Here is a 13,112-nt window from a genome sequence, read left to right on the forward strand (position 1 = left end):
CGGCGAGCAGTGCCATAGCCCCTGCCCGCCAGAGGCCGACTTCCTTCCCGAAAATCAGACCGCCAGCGGCTGAATCCGCAGGCGCTTCACCATGCGCGGATCGCCGTTGATTACTTCGAAGCGCCAGCCCGCCGGGTGGTCCACGAACTCGCCCGGCGCCGGCACGCGGCCGGCGAGCATGAAGACGAGGCCGCCGAGCGTGTCGACATCTTCGCCCACTTCGTCATCGGCCAGGTTCACGTCGAGGGTTTGTTCAAGATCGTCGATGGCGAGGCGGGCGTCGGCTTCCCAGAGGCGTTCGCCGACTTCCTGGATGAGCGCGGCTTCCACCTCGTCATGTTCGTCTTCGATGTCGCCAACGATCTCTTCCACCAGGTCTTCGATGGTGACGAGGCCATCGACGCCGCCATATTCATCGATAATGATCGCCATGTGGGTGCGGCCGGCACGCAATTGGGCGAGCAGATCGACGATGCGCATCGAAGCCGGAACGAACAGCACCTCGCGCAGAAGAGGCTCGATGGGCAGATCGTGCAGCGGAGCGGAGCTGATCGCATCGTTGAAGGTGTCGGCAATGCGGGAATAGACATCCTTGATGTGGATCATGCCGATGATGTTGTCGCGGTCGCCGCGCCACACCGGCATGCGGCTGTGGCCGGCATCGCGGAAGCGGGCGACCAACGCCGGGAAGCCGGCATCGGCATCGAACATCACCATATCACCGCGCGGCACGGCGCTGTCGCCGGCGCAGGCATCGCCCAGGTGCAGCATGTTGCGCATCATGGCGCGTTCCACCGGGCCGAGATCGTCGCTGCCCTTGCCATTGGCCGGCGCGTCTTCGGCTTCGTCGATCGCCTCTTCCAGGCTTTCGCGTAAGCTGTGTTCGGGGGTGCGGCTGATCAACTGGCGCAGCTGCCGCCACCAGCGGCTGCCGCGCAATCGAGAATGGCTGTCGCCGCTACTGTCGCCCTCAGGCATGGTTACTGGTCTTCCTCATACGGGTCGGGCAGGTGCAGCCGGGCGCAGGCGGCGCGTTCCAGCGCTTCCATCTGCTCGGCATCCCAATCACCGGTTTCGTGGTCATACCCTAGCAGGTGGAGGGTGCCGTGGACAACCAGATGGCCAACATAGTCCGCCACGCTCCAGCCTTTCTCTGCGGCTTCGCGCACCACGGTCTCAGCCGCCAGCACCAGATCCCCCACCAGCACTTCGCCGTCGTCGCTGTTGGCCAGACTCACCAGCATGTCAGGAGCGAGCATCGGGAAGGAGAGGATGTTGGTCGGCTTGTCCTTGTCGCGATACTGGCGGTTCAGCGTGTGCACTTCGGCATCGTCGGAAAGGCGCACCGCAACTTCCACCGCCATCGATGCATCGGCCAGATCGGCATAGGGCGTTTCGGCCAGCGCCGCCGCCACGGCCGCGCGCGTCAGGGCCGGCCAGTCCGCCGCTGGCCAGTCACCCGCCACCACATCGGTTTCAACAACCAGCATCAACCGTCCTTGGCCGGGCCTTCATACGCCTCGACAATGCGGCCAACGATCGGGTGGCGCACCACTTCCTTCACCGAGAAGCGCAGTGTGGCGATACCTTCCACCCCGTCCAGCCGCCGCACGGCATCGGCCAACCCCGATGAACCCGCCACCGGCAAATCGACCTGGTTGGGATCGCCGCAGATCACCATGCGGCTGCGCTCGCCAAAGCGCGTCAGGAACATCTTCATCTGCAGCGGCGTGGTGTTCTGCGCTTCATCCAGAATGATGAAGGCATTGGCCAATGTGCGGCCGCGCATGAAGGCCAGCGGAGCAATCTCGATCTCGCCCGAAGCCAACCGCCGCTCAACCTGCTCGGCGGGCAGCATGTCGTACAGCGCGTCGTAGAGCGGGCGCAGATAGGGATCGACCTTTTCCTTCATGTCGCCGGGCAGGAAGCCCAGCCGCTCACCGGCTTCCACCGCGGGGCGCGACAGGATCAGCCGGTCCACACTCCCGGCGATCAGCTGGCTCACGGCCTGCGCGACAGCCAGATAGGTCTTGCCGGTGCCGGCCGGGCCCAGCGCGAAGATGACGTCGGACGAACCCAGCGCTTCGATATAGCGAACCTGCGTGGGCGAACGGGCAACGATGGTCTTGCGGCGGGTGCGGATGGCGGCTGTGGCATTAGGACGGCCGCTGTCGGCTTGCTCCAGGCCATCAAGCGAAGGATCAGACGCGATGGCAACAGCGCCCAGCACATCGCCGGTATCGATGGTTTCGCCCTTCAGCAGGCGATTATAAAGCCCGGTGAGCACATCGCGGGTGCGGGCGGCGGCATCCGCCTGGCCTTCCACCACCACCCGGTTGCCGCGCGCGCTGATATAAACGCCCAACTGGCCTTCGAGCGCGATCAGATTCTGATCATATTGGCCGAACAGCGGCCCCAGCAATTGCACCTTGTCGAATTCGATCTCCAGCCGGACACGGTCAGTGGCGGCGAGCGGGCCACGCGGGGCTTTTTTCGACATCAGGCGGCAGCACTTTCCTGGCTGGAGGGAACTACAGGCACAGCTTCGACACTATTGGGGTGCGCATCGACAATGTCGACCTCTACCAGATCACCGATGGCGGCGCCGGGGATGGAAACCACGGCCGATTGCAGCCACGGCGTCTTGCCGATCAATTGCCCCGGCTTGCGACCCGGCCGTTCCAGCAGAATGGTGCAGCGGCGGCCGATGGTGGAGCGGTTGAAAGCCAGACTGCCTTCGGCAACGGCGGCCAGCAGACGGGCAAGCCGTTCATCCTTCACCGCCTCGGGCACCTGATCGGCCATGGCGGCGGCCGGTGTACCGGGGCGGATGCTGTATTTGAAGCAGTAGGCGGCAGCGTACTGCACCTCCCGCACGATCGACAACGTGTCCTGGAAATCGGCCTCGGTTTCGCCAGGGAAGCCCACGATGAAATCGCCTGACAGCGCGACATCGGGACGGGCTGCCCGCAGCCGCGCCAGCGTGGCCAGATAGGATTCGCGCGTGTGCGCCCGGTTCATCGCCTTCAGGATCCGGCTGGAGCCGGACTGCACGGGCAGATGCAGATAGGGCATCAGCTTGGCCACCTCAACATGGGCAGCAATCAGATCATCTCCGCCTGTACCATGCATGTCGCGCGGGTGGCTGGTGGTATAGCGGATGCGCTCCAGCCCATCGATCTGCGCCAGCGCTCGGATCAGGCCAGCCAGAGTCAGTCCACCATTGTAGGCGTTCACATTCTGGCCGAGCAGGGTGATCTCGCGCACGCCGCGGGCCACCAGCGCGTCAGCTTCGGCGATCAGATCGGCCGCCGGTCGGCTGGTTTCCGGCCCGCGCGTGTAGGGCACCACACAGAAGGTGCAGAATTTGTCACAGCCTTCCTGCACGGTGAGAAAAGCCGATGCCTGCGCGATGCGGCGCTGGGGCAGGGAATCGAACTTGGGCACCGCCGGCATGTCGATATCGACGGCGCGGCCGGTTCGCGCCAGCTTCAGCAGTTCAGGCAGGCGGTGATAGGCGAGCGGGCCGACAATCACGTCAACATCCGGCGCCCGCCTGCCAATTTCGGCCCCTTCGGCCTGGGCCACACAACCGGCGGCAACAATGGTGGGGCGGCTGCCATCAGCGCGCGGTTGGCGCAGGCGGCCGATATCAGAATAGAGCTTTTCGGCGGCGCGTTCGCGGATGTGGCAGGTGTTGAGCACCACCACGTCGGCTGCTTCCGGCGTGTCGACGGCGGTCAGCCCGTCGGCGCTGAGCAGATCGCCCATCCGCTCACTGTCATAGACGTTCATCTGGCAGCCGAAGGACTTGACGTGGTAGGTCTTGGGGCTGGCTGGTGACGTCAAGTTGCGGCTCCGAGGGATTGTTGCCCTTTCATAGCGATTTTGCCCGGCCCGGTCATCCCCGCTGTCATCCACCGCGCATCAGCCGGCGGTAACCGGCGGCGATCAGCGTGTGGCAGTGCCGCGCAAGCGCCTTGCGATCGGTATGTTCGGCCGGATCGATGGGATCGTGGAACAGTATTTCCGCCGTCACCCGGCCCAGGCCCGCGAAGGTGATGGCGTGGGGCGCCAGTTCGGTATCACCCACCCAGGCCAGATCGGGCAATTGCCGGCGAGTAACCGGCAGGCCGTTGACGCGCGTATAGGCCAAGGTGATCGGCTGGATGATCAGGCCGGGCACGTCGCCCACCACCGAAAACAGCGCCGATTTGAAGGGCAGCACGCCGGTGCCATCGCTGTTGGTCCCTTCCGGAAACAGGATGATCGATCCGCCGGCATTCAACCGATCGGCTATCTCGTTCTTCTGGATGGCGGCGGTGGAACGGCGATCGCGCGCGACATAGACGGTGTGGGCAAAACTGGCGAGCCAGCCCACCGGCCCCCAACCCGCCACTTCCGATTTGGCGACGAAGCTGGCGTGAATGCGCGCGCCGAGTACTGGAATATCGGTCCAGCTCAGGTGATTGGCGATATACAGCACCTTGCCGCGCCGGGGTGGCTCGCCGTGGGTGATGATCCGCACGCCAAGGGAACGCGACAGGCCGCGGTGAAACCAGATCGGAAGATAGGGCCGGTTGCGCAAGGTGATGGCGCGCAGCAGGAGTTCGGCCGGCACGGTGGCAGCGGCGGTGGCGGCAGCGCCAAGCGCGGTGCGGGTCTTACCCCATCGCCGGGCCGGCGGCGGACGGCGTTGCATCAGATAATGGCCTCAGGCCGGCTTCTTGAGGGCCTGGCCATACAGCTCCATGCGGTGATCAACGAGGCGATAGCCCAATTTCTCGGCGATGCGGCGCTGCAGATCTTCAAGTTCAGGGTCGTGGAATTCGATCACATCGCCGGTATCGATATCGATCAGATGATCATGGTGGCCATCGGCCACGGTTTCATAACGGGACCGGCCGCCCTGGAATTCATGGCGTTCAAGGATGCCCGCTTCTTCGAACAACTTCACCGTTCGATAGACGGTGGCGATGGAAATGCGCGGGTCAACCTCCGCCACCCGGCGGTGCAGCGATTCCACATCGGGGTGGTCGGTCACTTCGCTCAGCACGCGGGCGATCACCCGGCGCTGTTCCGTGATGCGCAGGCCCTTCTTCAGGCACAGCGCCTCGATGTCGATGGGCGTGGTCACGATCATTCTCCCGCCGGGCGCACCAAAGCCCGCCCTGTTTCCCAATTAAGGGCCAAGGCGGGCTTGAGCAAGCGGGGCAATTGCCGGTGCAGGCCCTCCCCAGCACCGGCAATTGCAGCCTGGTGAATCAGGCCGGGTTCTTACGCGGACGACCGCGCGGCTTGGACGTGCGCTTGGTGCCGAGGCCAATCGACTTGGCCAGCGTACGACGCTGTTCGGCATAGTTGGGCGCAACCATCGGATAATCGCCCGGCAGGCCCCACTTGGTGCGGTAATCATCGGGCGTCATGCCGTAACGCGTCATCAGGTGACGCTTCAGCATCTTCAGCTTCTTGCCGTCTTCCAGGCAGACGATGTGATCTGGCTTGATCGAAGAGCGGATCGAAACGGCCGGCTCCTGCTTGGGCACCGGCACAACGACGGGCGTGCCCAACCGTGCAAGCGTGGCGTAAACACTTTCAATAACGCCCGGCACTTCGGCCGGGGCAACCGTGTTGTTGGCAAAGTGCGACGCGACAATATCAGCCGTCAAAGCCAGCAATTCGGTGTGAGACTGTGAATTTTCCGTCATTTTTATATCCTTGACCCGTGAACATTTGCGGTTCTAGATCCCGCAATTGTCATATTGGGCGTGTGTAAAGGATTTTGCAACCCGAAATCCTTATCCGACCAAATGTTCGAGACTATATCGCATCGTAATCGCCGCACGCCGATTGCTGTCGTTGGCCGTGTAATAGTCAGCGCGGCGCCCAACCTGCACAAAACCGGCCCGATTATAGAGATACTTGGCCGGTTCATTATCCTCACGCACTTCCAGGAACAATTCGCTGGCACCGCGCCCCATGGCGTCTTCTTGGCAGCGCAGCAGCAACCGACCGGCAATGCCTTGCCGGTGAACCGCCGGTGTGACCGCGATTAACAACAATTCCACTTCCGGCCCTGCCGCGCGGCACAGGCTGAAACCCACGGCCTGCGACCCCAACAGCGCCAGGCAGGCCCAGCAACCGGGCAGGGTGAGGGTGGCGGCAAGCTGCGCCGCCGACCAGGCTTCGCCATATCGCGGATCAAAGGCGGCGTGCATCACGGCCATCAGCGCATCAAGATGCCGCTCATCAGCCGGCACAATGGCCAGAACGATTTCCGGGGCGGCAGCGCTGTCCACAGGCGACGGGATAATCGGCTCAATCGCCGGCGTAAAGCGCCTGCGGCAGGCCAAGTGCCGCGGGCGGCAAATGTCCGGCAAAAGCCGCATCAGGGTGATCCAGATGCAGCGCGGCAGCGCCCGGCAACAGGCCGGCACCCGCGCCCGCCGCGGCGGCACCCGCCGGCAGCGAAGTAACCACCGCCGGCAGCGGCGCCACAAGGTCTGGCCCGATGAGTGCGCCGGCCGCATGGCCACGCCCGGCATCGATCAGCGCAAACACGCTGTCCAAGGTCGGATCAGCGGCAAAGGCCTGCGCCGCCACCAGCCCCAGCGCCGAGACGCCATGCACGGGCACACCCCACGCCACCCCGAGCGCGCGCGCCGCCGCGATGCCGATGCGGATGCCAGTGTAGCTGCCCGGCCCGATATCAACGATGATGGCTTCAGCCCGACGACCCGTCAGCAGGGCCGCTATTGCCGGCACAAGCGCTTCGGCGTGGCCGCGCCCGATCAGTTGATGATGGCGGGCCAGCACGTTGCGCCCATCGACCAGCGCGATCGACAGCGCCGGCGAAGACGTGGAAAGGGCAAGGACGGTCACCCGTGCGCCGCTACAGGATTTGCGCGGCATCCTCAAACGACAAGCGCGGCAGGCGCGGGAACAGGCCTTCGCCATTGCCCTTGCCGAGCGAGCAGATGAAATTGGTTTCGATGCCGGTCTCACCCCAGAAGGCGGCATCTACGGCCGTCTTGTCGAAACCCGACATCGGCCCGGTGTCCCAGCCCAGACCGCGCGCCGCCATGATCAAGTAGGCACCCTGCAAGCTGCTGTTGCGAAAGGCGGTTTCGCGGGCAAAATCGGCGCTCCAGTTGAACCAGGGCCGCGCATCGACATGCGGGAACAGCTCGGGAAGCTTGTCATAGAATTTCGGATCAAAGCCGATGATTACCGTGACCGGCGCGGCCTTCACCTTGGGCTGATTGGCCACACTTACGCACGCCGCCAACTTTTCACGGGCTTCAACCGAATGACAGAAGATGAACCGCGCCGGGGAGCCGTTGGCGGAAGTCGGCCCCATTTTCACCAGATCATAAAGCTGGCGCAGATCAGCTTCGGCGACCGGCGTCGCGTCCCAGCCATAATACGTGCGGGCATCGGTGAAGAGTTGCGCCAGTGCAGCACCATCCAGCGGGGATGTGGCCATGATCAGACCGCCCGCACGTCGAGAACTTCAGGCACATAATATTTCAGCAGCGATTCAATGCCCATCTTCAGGGTCATTGTGCTTGATGGGCAGCCGGAACAGGCGCCCTGCATTTCGAGGAACACAGTGCCCTGGCGGAAGCCGCGATAGACAATGTCGCCGCCATCCTCTGCCACCTGCGGGCGCACCCGGGTTTCGATCAGCTCCCTGATCTGCATGACGATGTCAGCATCAGCGGGATCGTCATCTGTGGCCGCTTCCTGCACGGCGCCGGTGAACAGCGGCGCACCGCTGGTGAAATGATCAACCAACACGCCCAAAATCTGCGGCTTCAGCGCCGGCCAGTCAGCACCCGCAGGGTTCCGAGTGACCGAAACAAAATCATGGCCAAAGAAGACTCGGTCCACATCGCCCAGCGCAAACAGCGCGGCGGCCAGTGGCGAGGCTTCGGCGGCTTCCGGGGTGGGAATGTCCACGCCGTCCGCGCCGGTCACCTTCTGGCCGGGGCGGAACATCAGCGTCATCGGATTGGGGGTTTGTTCGGTTTCGATGAACATGAGCGGAGCCTTTTAACAATACGCAGCCGATATGGCCCACTGGCTGGCTCGCTTCAAGTCAATTCAGACAGTTTTTGTCGTGATTCGGGCGCCAAGGTCAGGCAATCGTTACCAGCCGGTCCGGATCGAGGCTGCCGGGCACCAGCATCAGGATGCAGGGCAGGCTGCCGGCGCGTTCGCCAGCAAAGAAGCTGACCAGCGGCCCCGGCGTGCCGCGGCTGGCCGTGCCGAGCACCAGCGCACGGATACCAGGATTGTCCTTCACATGCGCGAGAATCACTGCCGATGGATCACCCTCCAGCACCAGTACACCCGGTCGCGCGCCTTCCATCGCCTCGGCCTCTTCGGCCAATTGCGTCAGCAGCGCCTCGGCATCGGCGCGGGCTTCGGCCGCCATCATCGACTGCACGGCGCCGAAATGCATAAACTCGGTGGGGCGCACCACGCTCACCAGCCGCACATCGGCACCCACATGCGCCGCACGCAGCACGGCAAAGCGCATCGCCACCCGGCTTTCCGGGCTGTCGTCGATCACGACGAGATAGGTGGCGGCAGCATCCATCAGAGAAGCGTAAGGCGATTTGGCGCGCTGGAGCAAGTCAAACCCGGCTCTTGAGCGCCGCAGCCAGACTAGTGGTAGCGCTGCCCGGGGCCTTGGGGCTGGGCTGACCGGGGCCAGGTGCCCAGCCGGCGACATGCAGGATCTCGATGGTCACGCCAGTCTTGCCATCGTCCTCAGCAAGAGCTGCAAACCGTTCCGCCGCTGCCATCAGCACATCGCGGCGCAAGGGTCGGCGCTCGCGCAGCACCGAACGCGCACCCATGGCAGTGAGATCATCGAACAGACCGAACAGGCTCGAATAACGCAGGGTGATGCGCTCGATATCAGCCACCGGCATGGCAAAGCCGGCGCGGGCCAGCAGGCCGGCGGCGGCACTGGCCTCCACCATCGGCGCGGTGTGACTGCCAGCCCCGCCAGTGATCGCCGCTTCAGCCTCGAGCAGGCAGGCACGCAACTCCACCAGGCTCATGCCGCCAATAAACGCTGCCACGAACAAGCCGTCGGGACGCAGCACCCGGCCAATGCCGGCCAGTGCTGCGGGCAAATCATTCACCGTGGTGAGCGCCCCGGCCGAAACAACCAGATCAAAGCTGGCATCGGCAAAGGGCAATTGATCCTCATCGCCGACCATGACGCCGGGCTCATTGGCGGTGAGCGCCATCCGCTTTGCGCCTGGCCAGATTGCCTGCGGCCCGCCAAGATCGAGAACATCTGCAAACGGCCGCGCCACCATCGCCGCGCGTTCGCGCAGTTCTTCGGCCATCAGATCATGCAGGAAGGATACGCGGCCAAAACCTAGCGCAGCAGCAGCATGGCGGCGGCGGCGCAGCGCAGCATCAAAGGGAAGGATATCCGTCATTACCCTACCCTTTACGCGCCGCTGGTGCGGGCGCAAACTCCCGTAATGGTGGCTGTGCTTGCCTTGGTAACAACCCCCTTTCGCGCCGTGGTCGACGTAGTGCTGCCGCCCCGCTGCCCCGGCTGCGGCGAGGTCGTCGATGGCGATGATCGCTTCTGCGCGGCCTGTTTTGGCGATCTGCAGGCGCTTGGCCCCCCACAATGCGCCTGTTGCGGCCTGCCGCTGCCGCACGACGGCGATGCGGCCGCGCTGTGCGGCGCCTGTCTGGCCGATCCACCACCATTTGCCCGTGCCCGGGCGACCTTTGCCTATGGTGGCCCGGCGCGGCAACTGGTGCTGGCGCTGAAGCACGGCCGCCGCCTGCATCTGGCCCGTATGATGGCCCGCGCCATGCTGCGCGCAGTTGGTGATCTGCCGGATGACGCCATTATCGTGCCGGTACCCTCACACCGCTGGCGGCTGTGGCAGCGCGGTTTCAACCAAGCCGCCGCAATCGCCTACCACTTGGCCCGTCAATCAGGGCGGCCGCTTGCAGTGGATGCGGTCGACCGCATCAAACCGACACCAACCACCAAGGGCCTGGGCCGCCGCGCCCGCCAGAAGAACGTGGCCGGCGCCTTCCGCGTGGCGCGTCCGGAGCAGATCAGGGGTCACACCGTCGTGCTGGTGGATGATGTGATGACCACCGGAGCCACCGTGTCTGCCTGTGCGGCAAAGCTGATCAAGGCAGGGGCGCGACAAGTGGAGGTCTTGACCTACGCCCACGCCCTGCGCGAGGGGCAGGGGAGAATGACGCGCGTGTGACAAATCGCTGCGACAGGGACGGGATGCCATGGCCACAATCGAAGTCTACACTAAGTTTCTTTGCCCCTATTGCACCCGGGCCAAGGCGTTGTTGAAAGCCAAGGGTGCCAGCTTTGAAGAGATCGACATTTCCACCGGCGGGCCACGCCGGGCCGAAATGCTGGAACGCTCCGGCGGCCGCCAGACGGTGCCGCAAATCTTCATCGACGGCCGCCACATCGGCGGCTGCGACGATCTGCAGGCGCTCGACCGCGCTGGCGGGCTGGATCCGCTGCTCGCGGCATGATGCTCAGCATCGGCCTGATCCAGAGCAATACCGGCATCGATCCGGCGATCGAGGCTGAACTTCTGGCCGCACAGATTGGTGAAGCCGCAGCCAAGGGCGCGCAGATCATCTTCACGCCGGAAATGAGCGGCCTGCTCGATCGCGACCGGAGCCGCGCCGCCAGCAATATCCGCGACGAAGCCGATGATGCGGTGCTGGCCGCCGTGCGGGCAGCAGCTGCTCGGCACCATGTGTGGGTGCATCTCGGCAGCCTCGCCCTGCGGGGCACCGGCAACAAGTTCGTCAACCGTGGCTTCCTGATTGGCCCCGATGGCGAAATCACCGCACGTTATGCCAAGATCCACCTGTTCGACGTCGCGCTCGGCACCGAAAGCTGGCGCGAGTCCGCCGCCTATGACGCCGGCGAAGAGGCCGTGGCGGCGGCAACGCCGTGGGGCGCACTGGGCCTGACCATCTGTTACGACGTCCGCTTCCCCGCGCTGCACAGGGCGCTGGCCCAGGCCGGCGCACAGATGATCGCCGTGCCGGCTGCCTTCACCCGGCCTACCGGCCAGGCCCATTGGCATGTGCTGCTGCGCGCCCGCGCCATCGAAACCGGCTGCTGGGTGATCGCCGCCGCGCAGACCAGTGACCACGCCGATGGCCGCGCCACCTATGGCCACAGCCTTGTCATCTCGCCGTGGGGCGAGGTGGTGCTCGACATGGGCGAGGCGCCAGGCATCGGCATTGCCCACATCGACATGGCCGCAGTGGCCGCCGCGCGCGGCAAAGTGCCCGCGCTGGAACACGCCCGGCCGTTCCGGGTGGTGGGCCCATGATCGTCTATGATCTGGTCTGCACCGCGGCCCACCGTTTTGAAGCCTGGTTCGGTTCCAGCGGCGATTATGATGATCAGCTGCAGCGCGGCCTGCTCGAATGCCCGATCTGCGGCAGTGCGCAGGTGGCCAAGGCAGTGATGGCTCCGGCCGTGCCCGCCAAGTCGAACTGCAAGGGCGACACGCAAAGTCTGGCCAATGACGATCCAATGGCCCGATTGCTGATGCTGCAACGCGCTTTTGAAGCCAGCAGCGATTATGTCGGCGATCGCTTTGCCGCCGAAGCCCGCGCCATCCACGACGCCGGCGAGACGCGCAGCATCCATGGGGAAGCCACGCCCGCCGAAGTGAAGGCCTTGCGCGAGGATGGCATCTCACTCTTGCCGCTGCCATTCCGCCCGCGCGCGCGTTCGGACGCCTGACACGCAAATTTTGCCAAAGTTTTTGCTTGAACGGCGCAGCACATCATGGCCTTGGAAAGTGTGAGCACCCGTAGCTCAGCAGGATAGAGCGACGGTTTCCTAAACCGTAGGCCGCAGGTTCGAATCCTGCCGGGTGCACCACTTAAAACATTGATATATAACGATATTTAAACGCACACAGATGTGGAGTGCGGCTAAAAATGTGCATTTTTGCTATGCACAAATCGTGCACAAAAACGATGTTACACTCCCATCTTCCTGATTAGGCTGACGAAGTCGGATGGGAGCGGGTTATGGCTGTCGATACTGAGGACCGAATCGACCTTCGTGGCGACGGTCGGGTCATTCTCTACAAGAGGGCAGGTCTGAAAGATCCTGTCTGGCAGGCTCGTATCCGAGGCCCCAACTCCACTGGCTACAAGCGAATCACCACCAAGACGGCAGACCAGCGGGAAGCCGAGCGCTTCGCCATCAACTGCTACGAGGACCTCTACATCCACGTCAAAACGGGCGGCAGCATCAAGTCCAAGACCTTCAAGCAGGTCTTCGCTGAGTGGGAGAAGCACGTTACCACGATGGGTCACACCCGCAAGGGCGGCTCCTGGGAGGACACCATCGAGCGGGTTCGGGTTTATGCCCTGACCTTCTTCGGTCCGATGCGGATGACCGATATCGGACCCGTTGAGTTCGCTGACTACTGGGAATGGCGGAAGAAGAATTTCAACCGCACCAAGCCATCCAACGGGATCCTGCGGCGTGAGCGGACCAGCATCCTCCCCGTGTTCAAGTACGCCGTATCGAAGGGCTACATCACGGCGGCACCTGACACTGATCCGCCAAAGGCAACCCTGGAACGGCGCCCGACCTTCACGCAGGACGAATGGCGGAAGATCTACACCAAGGCACGGGACTGGGTGAAGGAAGGCGAATCGCTCGCCACTTGGCGTCAGCGGTTCATTACCCAGCAGTATGTGTTGGTCCTTGCCAACACAGGTCTGCGGGTTGGTGAGCTTCGTGGGTTACGGTGGAGTGACCTACGGACCGTACAGACCGCCGACGGCACTCGTCTCGTTGCCGAGGTTCGTGGCAAGACTGGCATTCGAGAGGTGGTCTTTCAGGACGGAGCCGAGAACTACATCAAGCGTGTTTACGATCAGCGGACGGACGAGCTTGGCAAAGCGCCGCCCGATGACGAGGTGATCTTCAGCCATAAGGATGGGACGCCGATACAGACGATGAAGACCGCCTTCCACTCGCTCCTCAAGTTCGCGGGTGTGCCGATCGAGCGCAATGGTGGGTCACGGACGATCTACTCGCTGCG

General features: G+C 63.9%; 18 protein-coding genes and 1 tRNA gene. 6 read left to right on the forward strand and 13 right to left on the reverse strand.

Going from position 1 to position 13,112, the window contains the following annotated elements:
- Positions 1-54: 54 nt before the first annotated feature.
- The 13 genes from G566_RS0105240 to G566_RS0105300 form a co-directional block, all read right to left on the reverse strand.
- On the reverse strand, positions 55-978 hold the full coding sequence (locus G566_RS0105240) for a hemolysin family protein (RefSeq protein ID WP_040605389.1): 924 nt from the start codon (positions 976-978) through the stop codon (positions 55-57).
- A gap of 2 nt (positions 979-980) precedes the next feature.
- The gene (gene ybeY / locus G566_RS0105245) at positions 981-1,490 is read right to left on the reverse strand and encodes an rRNA maturation RNase YbeY (protein WP_022679628.1); all 510 of its coding nucleotides are present in this window, start codon (positions 1,488-1,490) and stop codon (positions 981-983) included.
- Entirely contained in the window at positions 1,490-2,500 is a 1,011-nt protein-coding gene (locus tag G566_RS0105250; RefSeq protein ID WP_022679629.1) for a PhoH family protein, read from the reverse strand. Before G566_RS0105250 ends, ybeY begins: the two co-directional genes overlap by 1 nt.
- Complete coding sequence (gene miaB / locus G566_RS0105255; protein WP_022679630.1) at positions 2,500-3,849, reverse strand: tRNA (N6-isopentenyl adenosine(37)-C2)-methylthiotransferase MiaB; 1,350 nt, start codon at positions 3,847-3,849, stop codon at positions 2,500-2,502. The genes G566_RS0105250 and miaB overlap by 1 nt, the downstream gene beginning before the upstream one ends.
- Positions 3,850-3,913: 64 nt before the next feature.
- Positions 3,914-4,702, reverse strand: a complete 789-nt coding sequence (locus tag G566_RS13585) for a lysophospholipid acyltransferase family protein (RefSeq protein WP_022679631.1) — start codon at positions 4,700-4,702, stop codon at positions 3,914-3,916.
- A gap of 12 nt (positions 4,703-4,714) precedes the next feature.
- Positions 4,715-5,143 carry a Fur family transcriptional regulator gene (locus tag G566_RS0105265; protein ID WP_022679632.1) on the reverse strand — a complete coding sequence of 143 codons (429 nt, stop codon included), beginning with the start codon at positions 5,141-5,143 and terminating at the stop codon, positions 4,715-4,717.
- 121 nt (positions 5,144-5,264) lie between these two features.
- Positions 5,265-5,708 (reverse strand): Ros/MucR family transcriptional regulator, encoded by a 444-nt coding sequence (locus G566_RS0105270; RefSeq protein ID WP_022679633.1) that lies wholly within the window; start codon positions 5,706-5,708, stop codon positions 5,265-5,267.
- Positions 5,709-5,798: 90 nt separating this feature from the next.
- The gene (locus G566_RS0105275; RefSeq protein ID WP_022679634.1) at positions 5,799-6,299 is read right to left on the reverse strand and encodes a GNAT family N-acetyltransferase; all 501 of its coding nucleotides are present in this window, start codon (positions 6,297-6,299) and stop codon (positions 5,799-5,801) included.
- 19 nt (positions 6,300-6,318) lie between these two features.
- Positions 6,319-6,882 (reverse strand): tRNA (adenosine(37)-N6)-threonylcarbamoyltransferase complex dimerization subunit type 1 TsaB, encoded by a 564-nt coding sequence (gene tsaB / locus G566_RS13590; protein WP_022679635.1) that lies wholly within the window; start codon positions 6,880-6,882, stop codon positions 6,319-6,321.
- A gap of 10 nt (positions 6,883-6,892) precedes the next feature.
- Positions 6,893-7,486, reverse strand: a complete 594-nt coding sequence (locus G566_RS0105285) for a malonic semialdehyde reductase (protein WP_022679636.1) — start codon at positions 7,484-7,486, stop codon at positions 6,893-6,895.
- Between the two features lie 2 nt (positions 7,487-7,488).
- On the reverse strand, positions 7,489-8,043 hold the full coding sequence (locus tag G566_RS0105290) for a NifU family protein (protein ID WP_022679637.1): 555 nt from the start codon (positions 8,041-8,043) through the stop codon (positions 7,489-7,491).
- A gap of 97 nt (positions 8,044-8,140) precedes the next feature.
- Positions 8,141-8,605, reverse strand: a complete 465-nt coding sequence (locus tag G566_RS0105295; RefSeq protein ID WP_022679638.1) for a universal stress protein — start codon at positions 8,603-8,605, stop codon at positions 8,141-8,143.
- Between the two features lie 37 nt (positions 8,606-8,642).
- Positions 8,643-9,464 (reverse strand): class I SAM-dependent methyltransferase, encoded by an 822-nt coding sequence (locus G566_RS0105300; RefSeq protein WP_022679639.1) that lies wholly within the window; start codon positions 9,462-9,464, stop codon positions 8,643-8,645.
- A 45-nt stretch (positions 9,465-9,509) separates the two neighbouring features.
- On the opposite strand from G566_RS0105300, the gene G566_RS0105305 reads away from it, so the two are divergent.
- From G566_RS0105305 to G566_RS0105330, 6 genes are all read left to right on the forward strand, one after another.
- Entirely contained in the window at positions 9,510-10,268 is a 759-nt protein-coding gene (locus G566_RS0105305; RefSeq protein ID WP_022679640.1) for a ComF family protein, read from the forward strand.
- A 28-nt stretch (positions 10,269-10,296) separates the two neighbouring features.
- Positions 10,297-10,554 carry a glutaredoxin 3 gene (grxC, locus tag G566_RS0105310; protein WP_022679641.1) on the forward strand — a complete coding sequence of 86 codons (258 nt, stop codon included), beginning with the start codon at positions 10,297-10,299 and terminating at the stop codon, positions 10,552-10,554.
- Positions 10,551-11,372, forward strand: a complete 822-nt coding sequence (locus G566_RS0105315) for a carbon-nitrogen hydrolase family protein (protein ID WP_022679642.1) — start codon at positions 10,551-10,553, stop codon at positions 11,370-11,372. Before grxC ends, G566_RS0105315 begins: the two co-directional genes overlap by 4 nt.
- On the forward strand, positions 11,369-11,791 hold the full coding sequence (locus tag G566_RS0105320) for a DUF1178 family protein (RefSeq protein WP_022679643.1): 423 nt from the start codon (positions 11,369-11,371) through the stop codon (positions 11,789-11,791). Before G566_RS0105315 ends, G566_RS0105320 begins: the two co-directional genes overlap by 4 nt.
- Before the next feature lie 64 nt (positions 11,792-11,855).
- Positions 11,856-11,932 (forward strand) — tRNA-Arg (locus G566_RS0105325).
- A gap of 152 nt (positions 11,933-12,084) precedes the next feature.
- Positions 12,085-13,112, forward strand: a 1,028-nt coding sequence (locus G566_RS0105330; protein WP_022679644.1) for a tyrosine-type recombinase/integrase, incomplete at its 3' end; no start/stop codon positions are given.

The organism is Sandarakinorhabdus limnophila DSM 17366 (genome assembly GCF_000420765.1).
Lineage (GTDB): Bacteria > Pseudomonadota > Alphaproteobacteria > Sphingomonadales > Sphingomonadaceae > Sandarakinorhabdus > Sandarakinorhabdus limnophila.

Bases quoted from the DNA above. Each gene is read 5' to 3' on its own strand.
- ybeY (WP_022679628.1), bottom strand. From the start codon at position 1,490: ATGCTGGTTGTTGAAACCGATGTGGTGGCGGGTGACTGGCCAGCGGCG.
- G566_RS0105285 (WP_022679636.1), bottom strand. From the start codon at position 7,486: ATGGCCACATCCCCGCTGGATGGTGCTGCACTGGCGCAACTCTTCACC.
- G566_RS0105305 (WP_022679640.1), top strand. From the start codon at position 9,510: ATGGTGGCTGTGCTTGCCTTGGTAACAACCCCCTTTCGCGCCGTGGTC.
- G566_RS0105300 (WP_022679639.1), bottom strand. From the start codon at position 9,464: ATGACGGATATCCTTCCCTTTGATGCTGCGCTGCGCCGCCGCCGCCAT.
- G566_RS0105315 (WP_022679642.1), top strand. From the start codon at position 10,551: ATGATGCTCAGCATCGGCCTGATCCAGAGCAATACCGGCATCGATCCG.
- G566_RS0105240 (WP_040605389.1), bottom strand. From the start codon at position 978: ATGCCTGAGGGCGACAGTAGCGGCGACAGCCATTCTCGATTGCGCGGC.
- grxC (WP_022679641.1), top strand. From the start codon at position 10,297: ATGGCCACAATCGAAGTCTACACTAAGTTTCTTTGCCCCTATTGCACC.
- G566_RS0105250 (WP_022679629.1), bottom strand. From the start codon at position 2,500: ATGTCGAAAAAAGCCCCGCGTGGCCCGCTCGCCGCCACTGACCGTGTC.
- G566_RS0105320 (WP_022679643.1), top strand. From the start codon at position 11,369: ATGATCGTCTATGATCTGGTCTGCACCGCGGCCCACCGTTTTGAAGCC.
- G566_RS0105270 (WP_022679633.1), bottom strand. From the start codon at position 5,708: ATGACGGAAAATTCACAGTCTCACACCGAATTGCTGGCTTTGACGGCT.
- G566_RS0105265 (WP_022679632.1), bottom strand. From the start codon at position 5,143: ATGATCGTGACCACGCCCATCGACATCGAGGCGCTGTGCCTGAAGAAG.
- G566_RS0105295 (WP_022679638.1), bottom strand. From the start codon at position 8,605: ATGGATGCTGCCGCCACCTATCTCGTCGTGATCGACGACAGCCCGGAA.
- G566_RS13585 (WP_022679631.1), bottom strand. From the start codon at position 4,702: ATGCAACGCCGTCCGCCGCCGGCCCGGCGATGGGGTAAGACCCGCACC.
- G566_RS0105290 (WP_022679637.1), bottom strand. From the start codon at position 8,043: ATGTTCATCGAAACCGAACAAACCCCCAATCCGATGACGCTGATGTTC.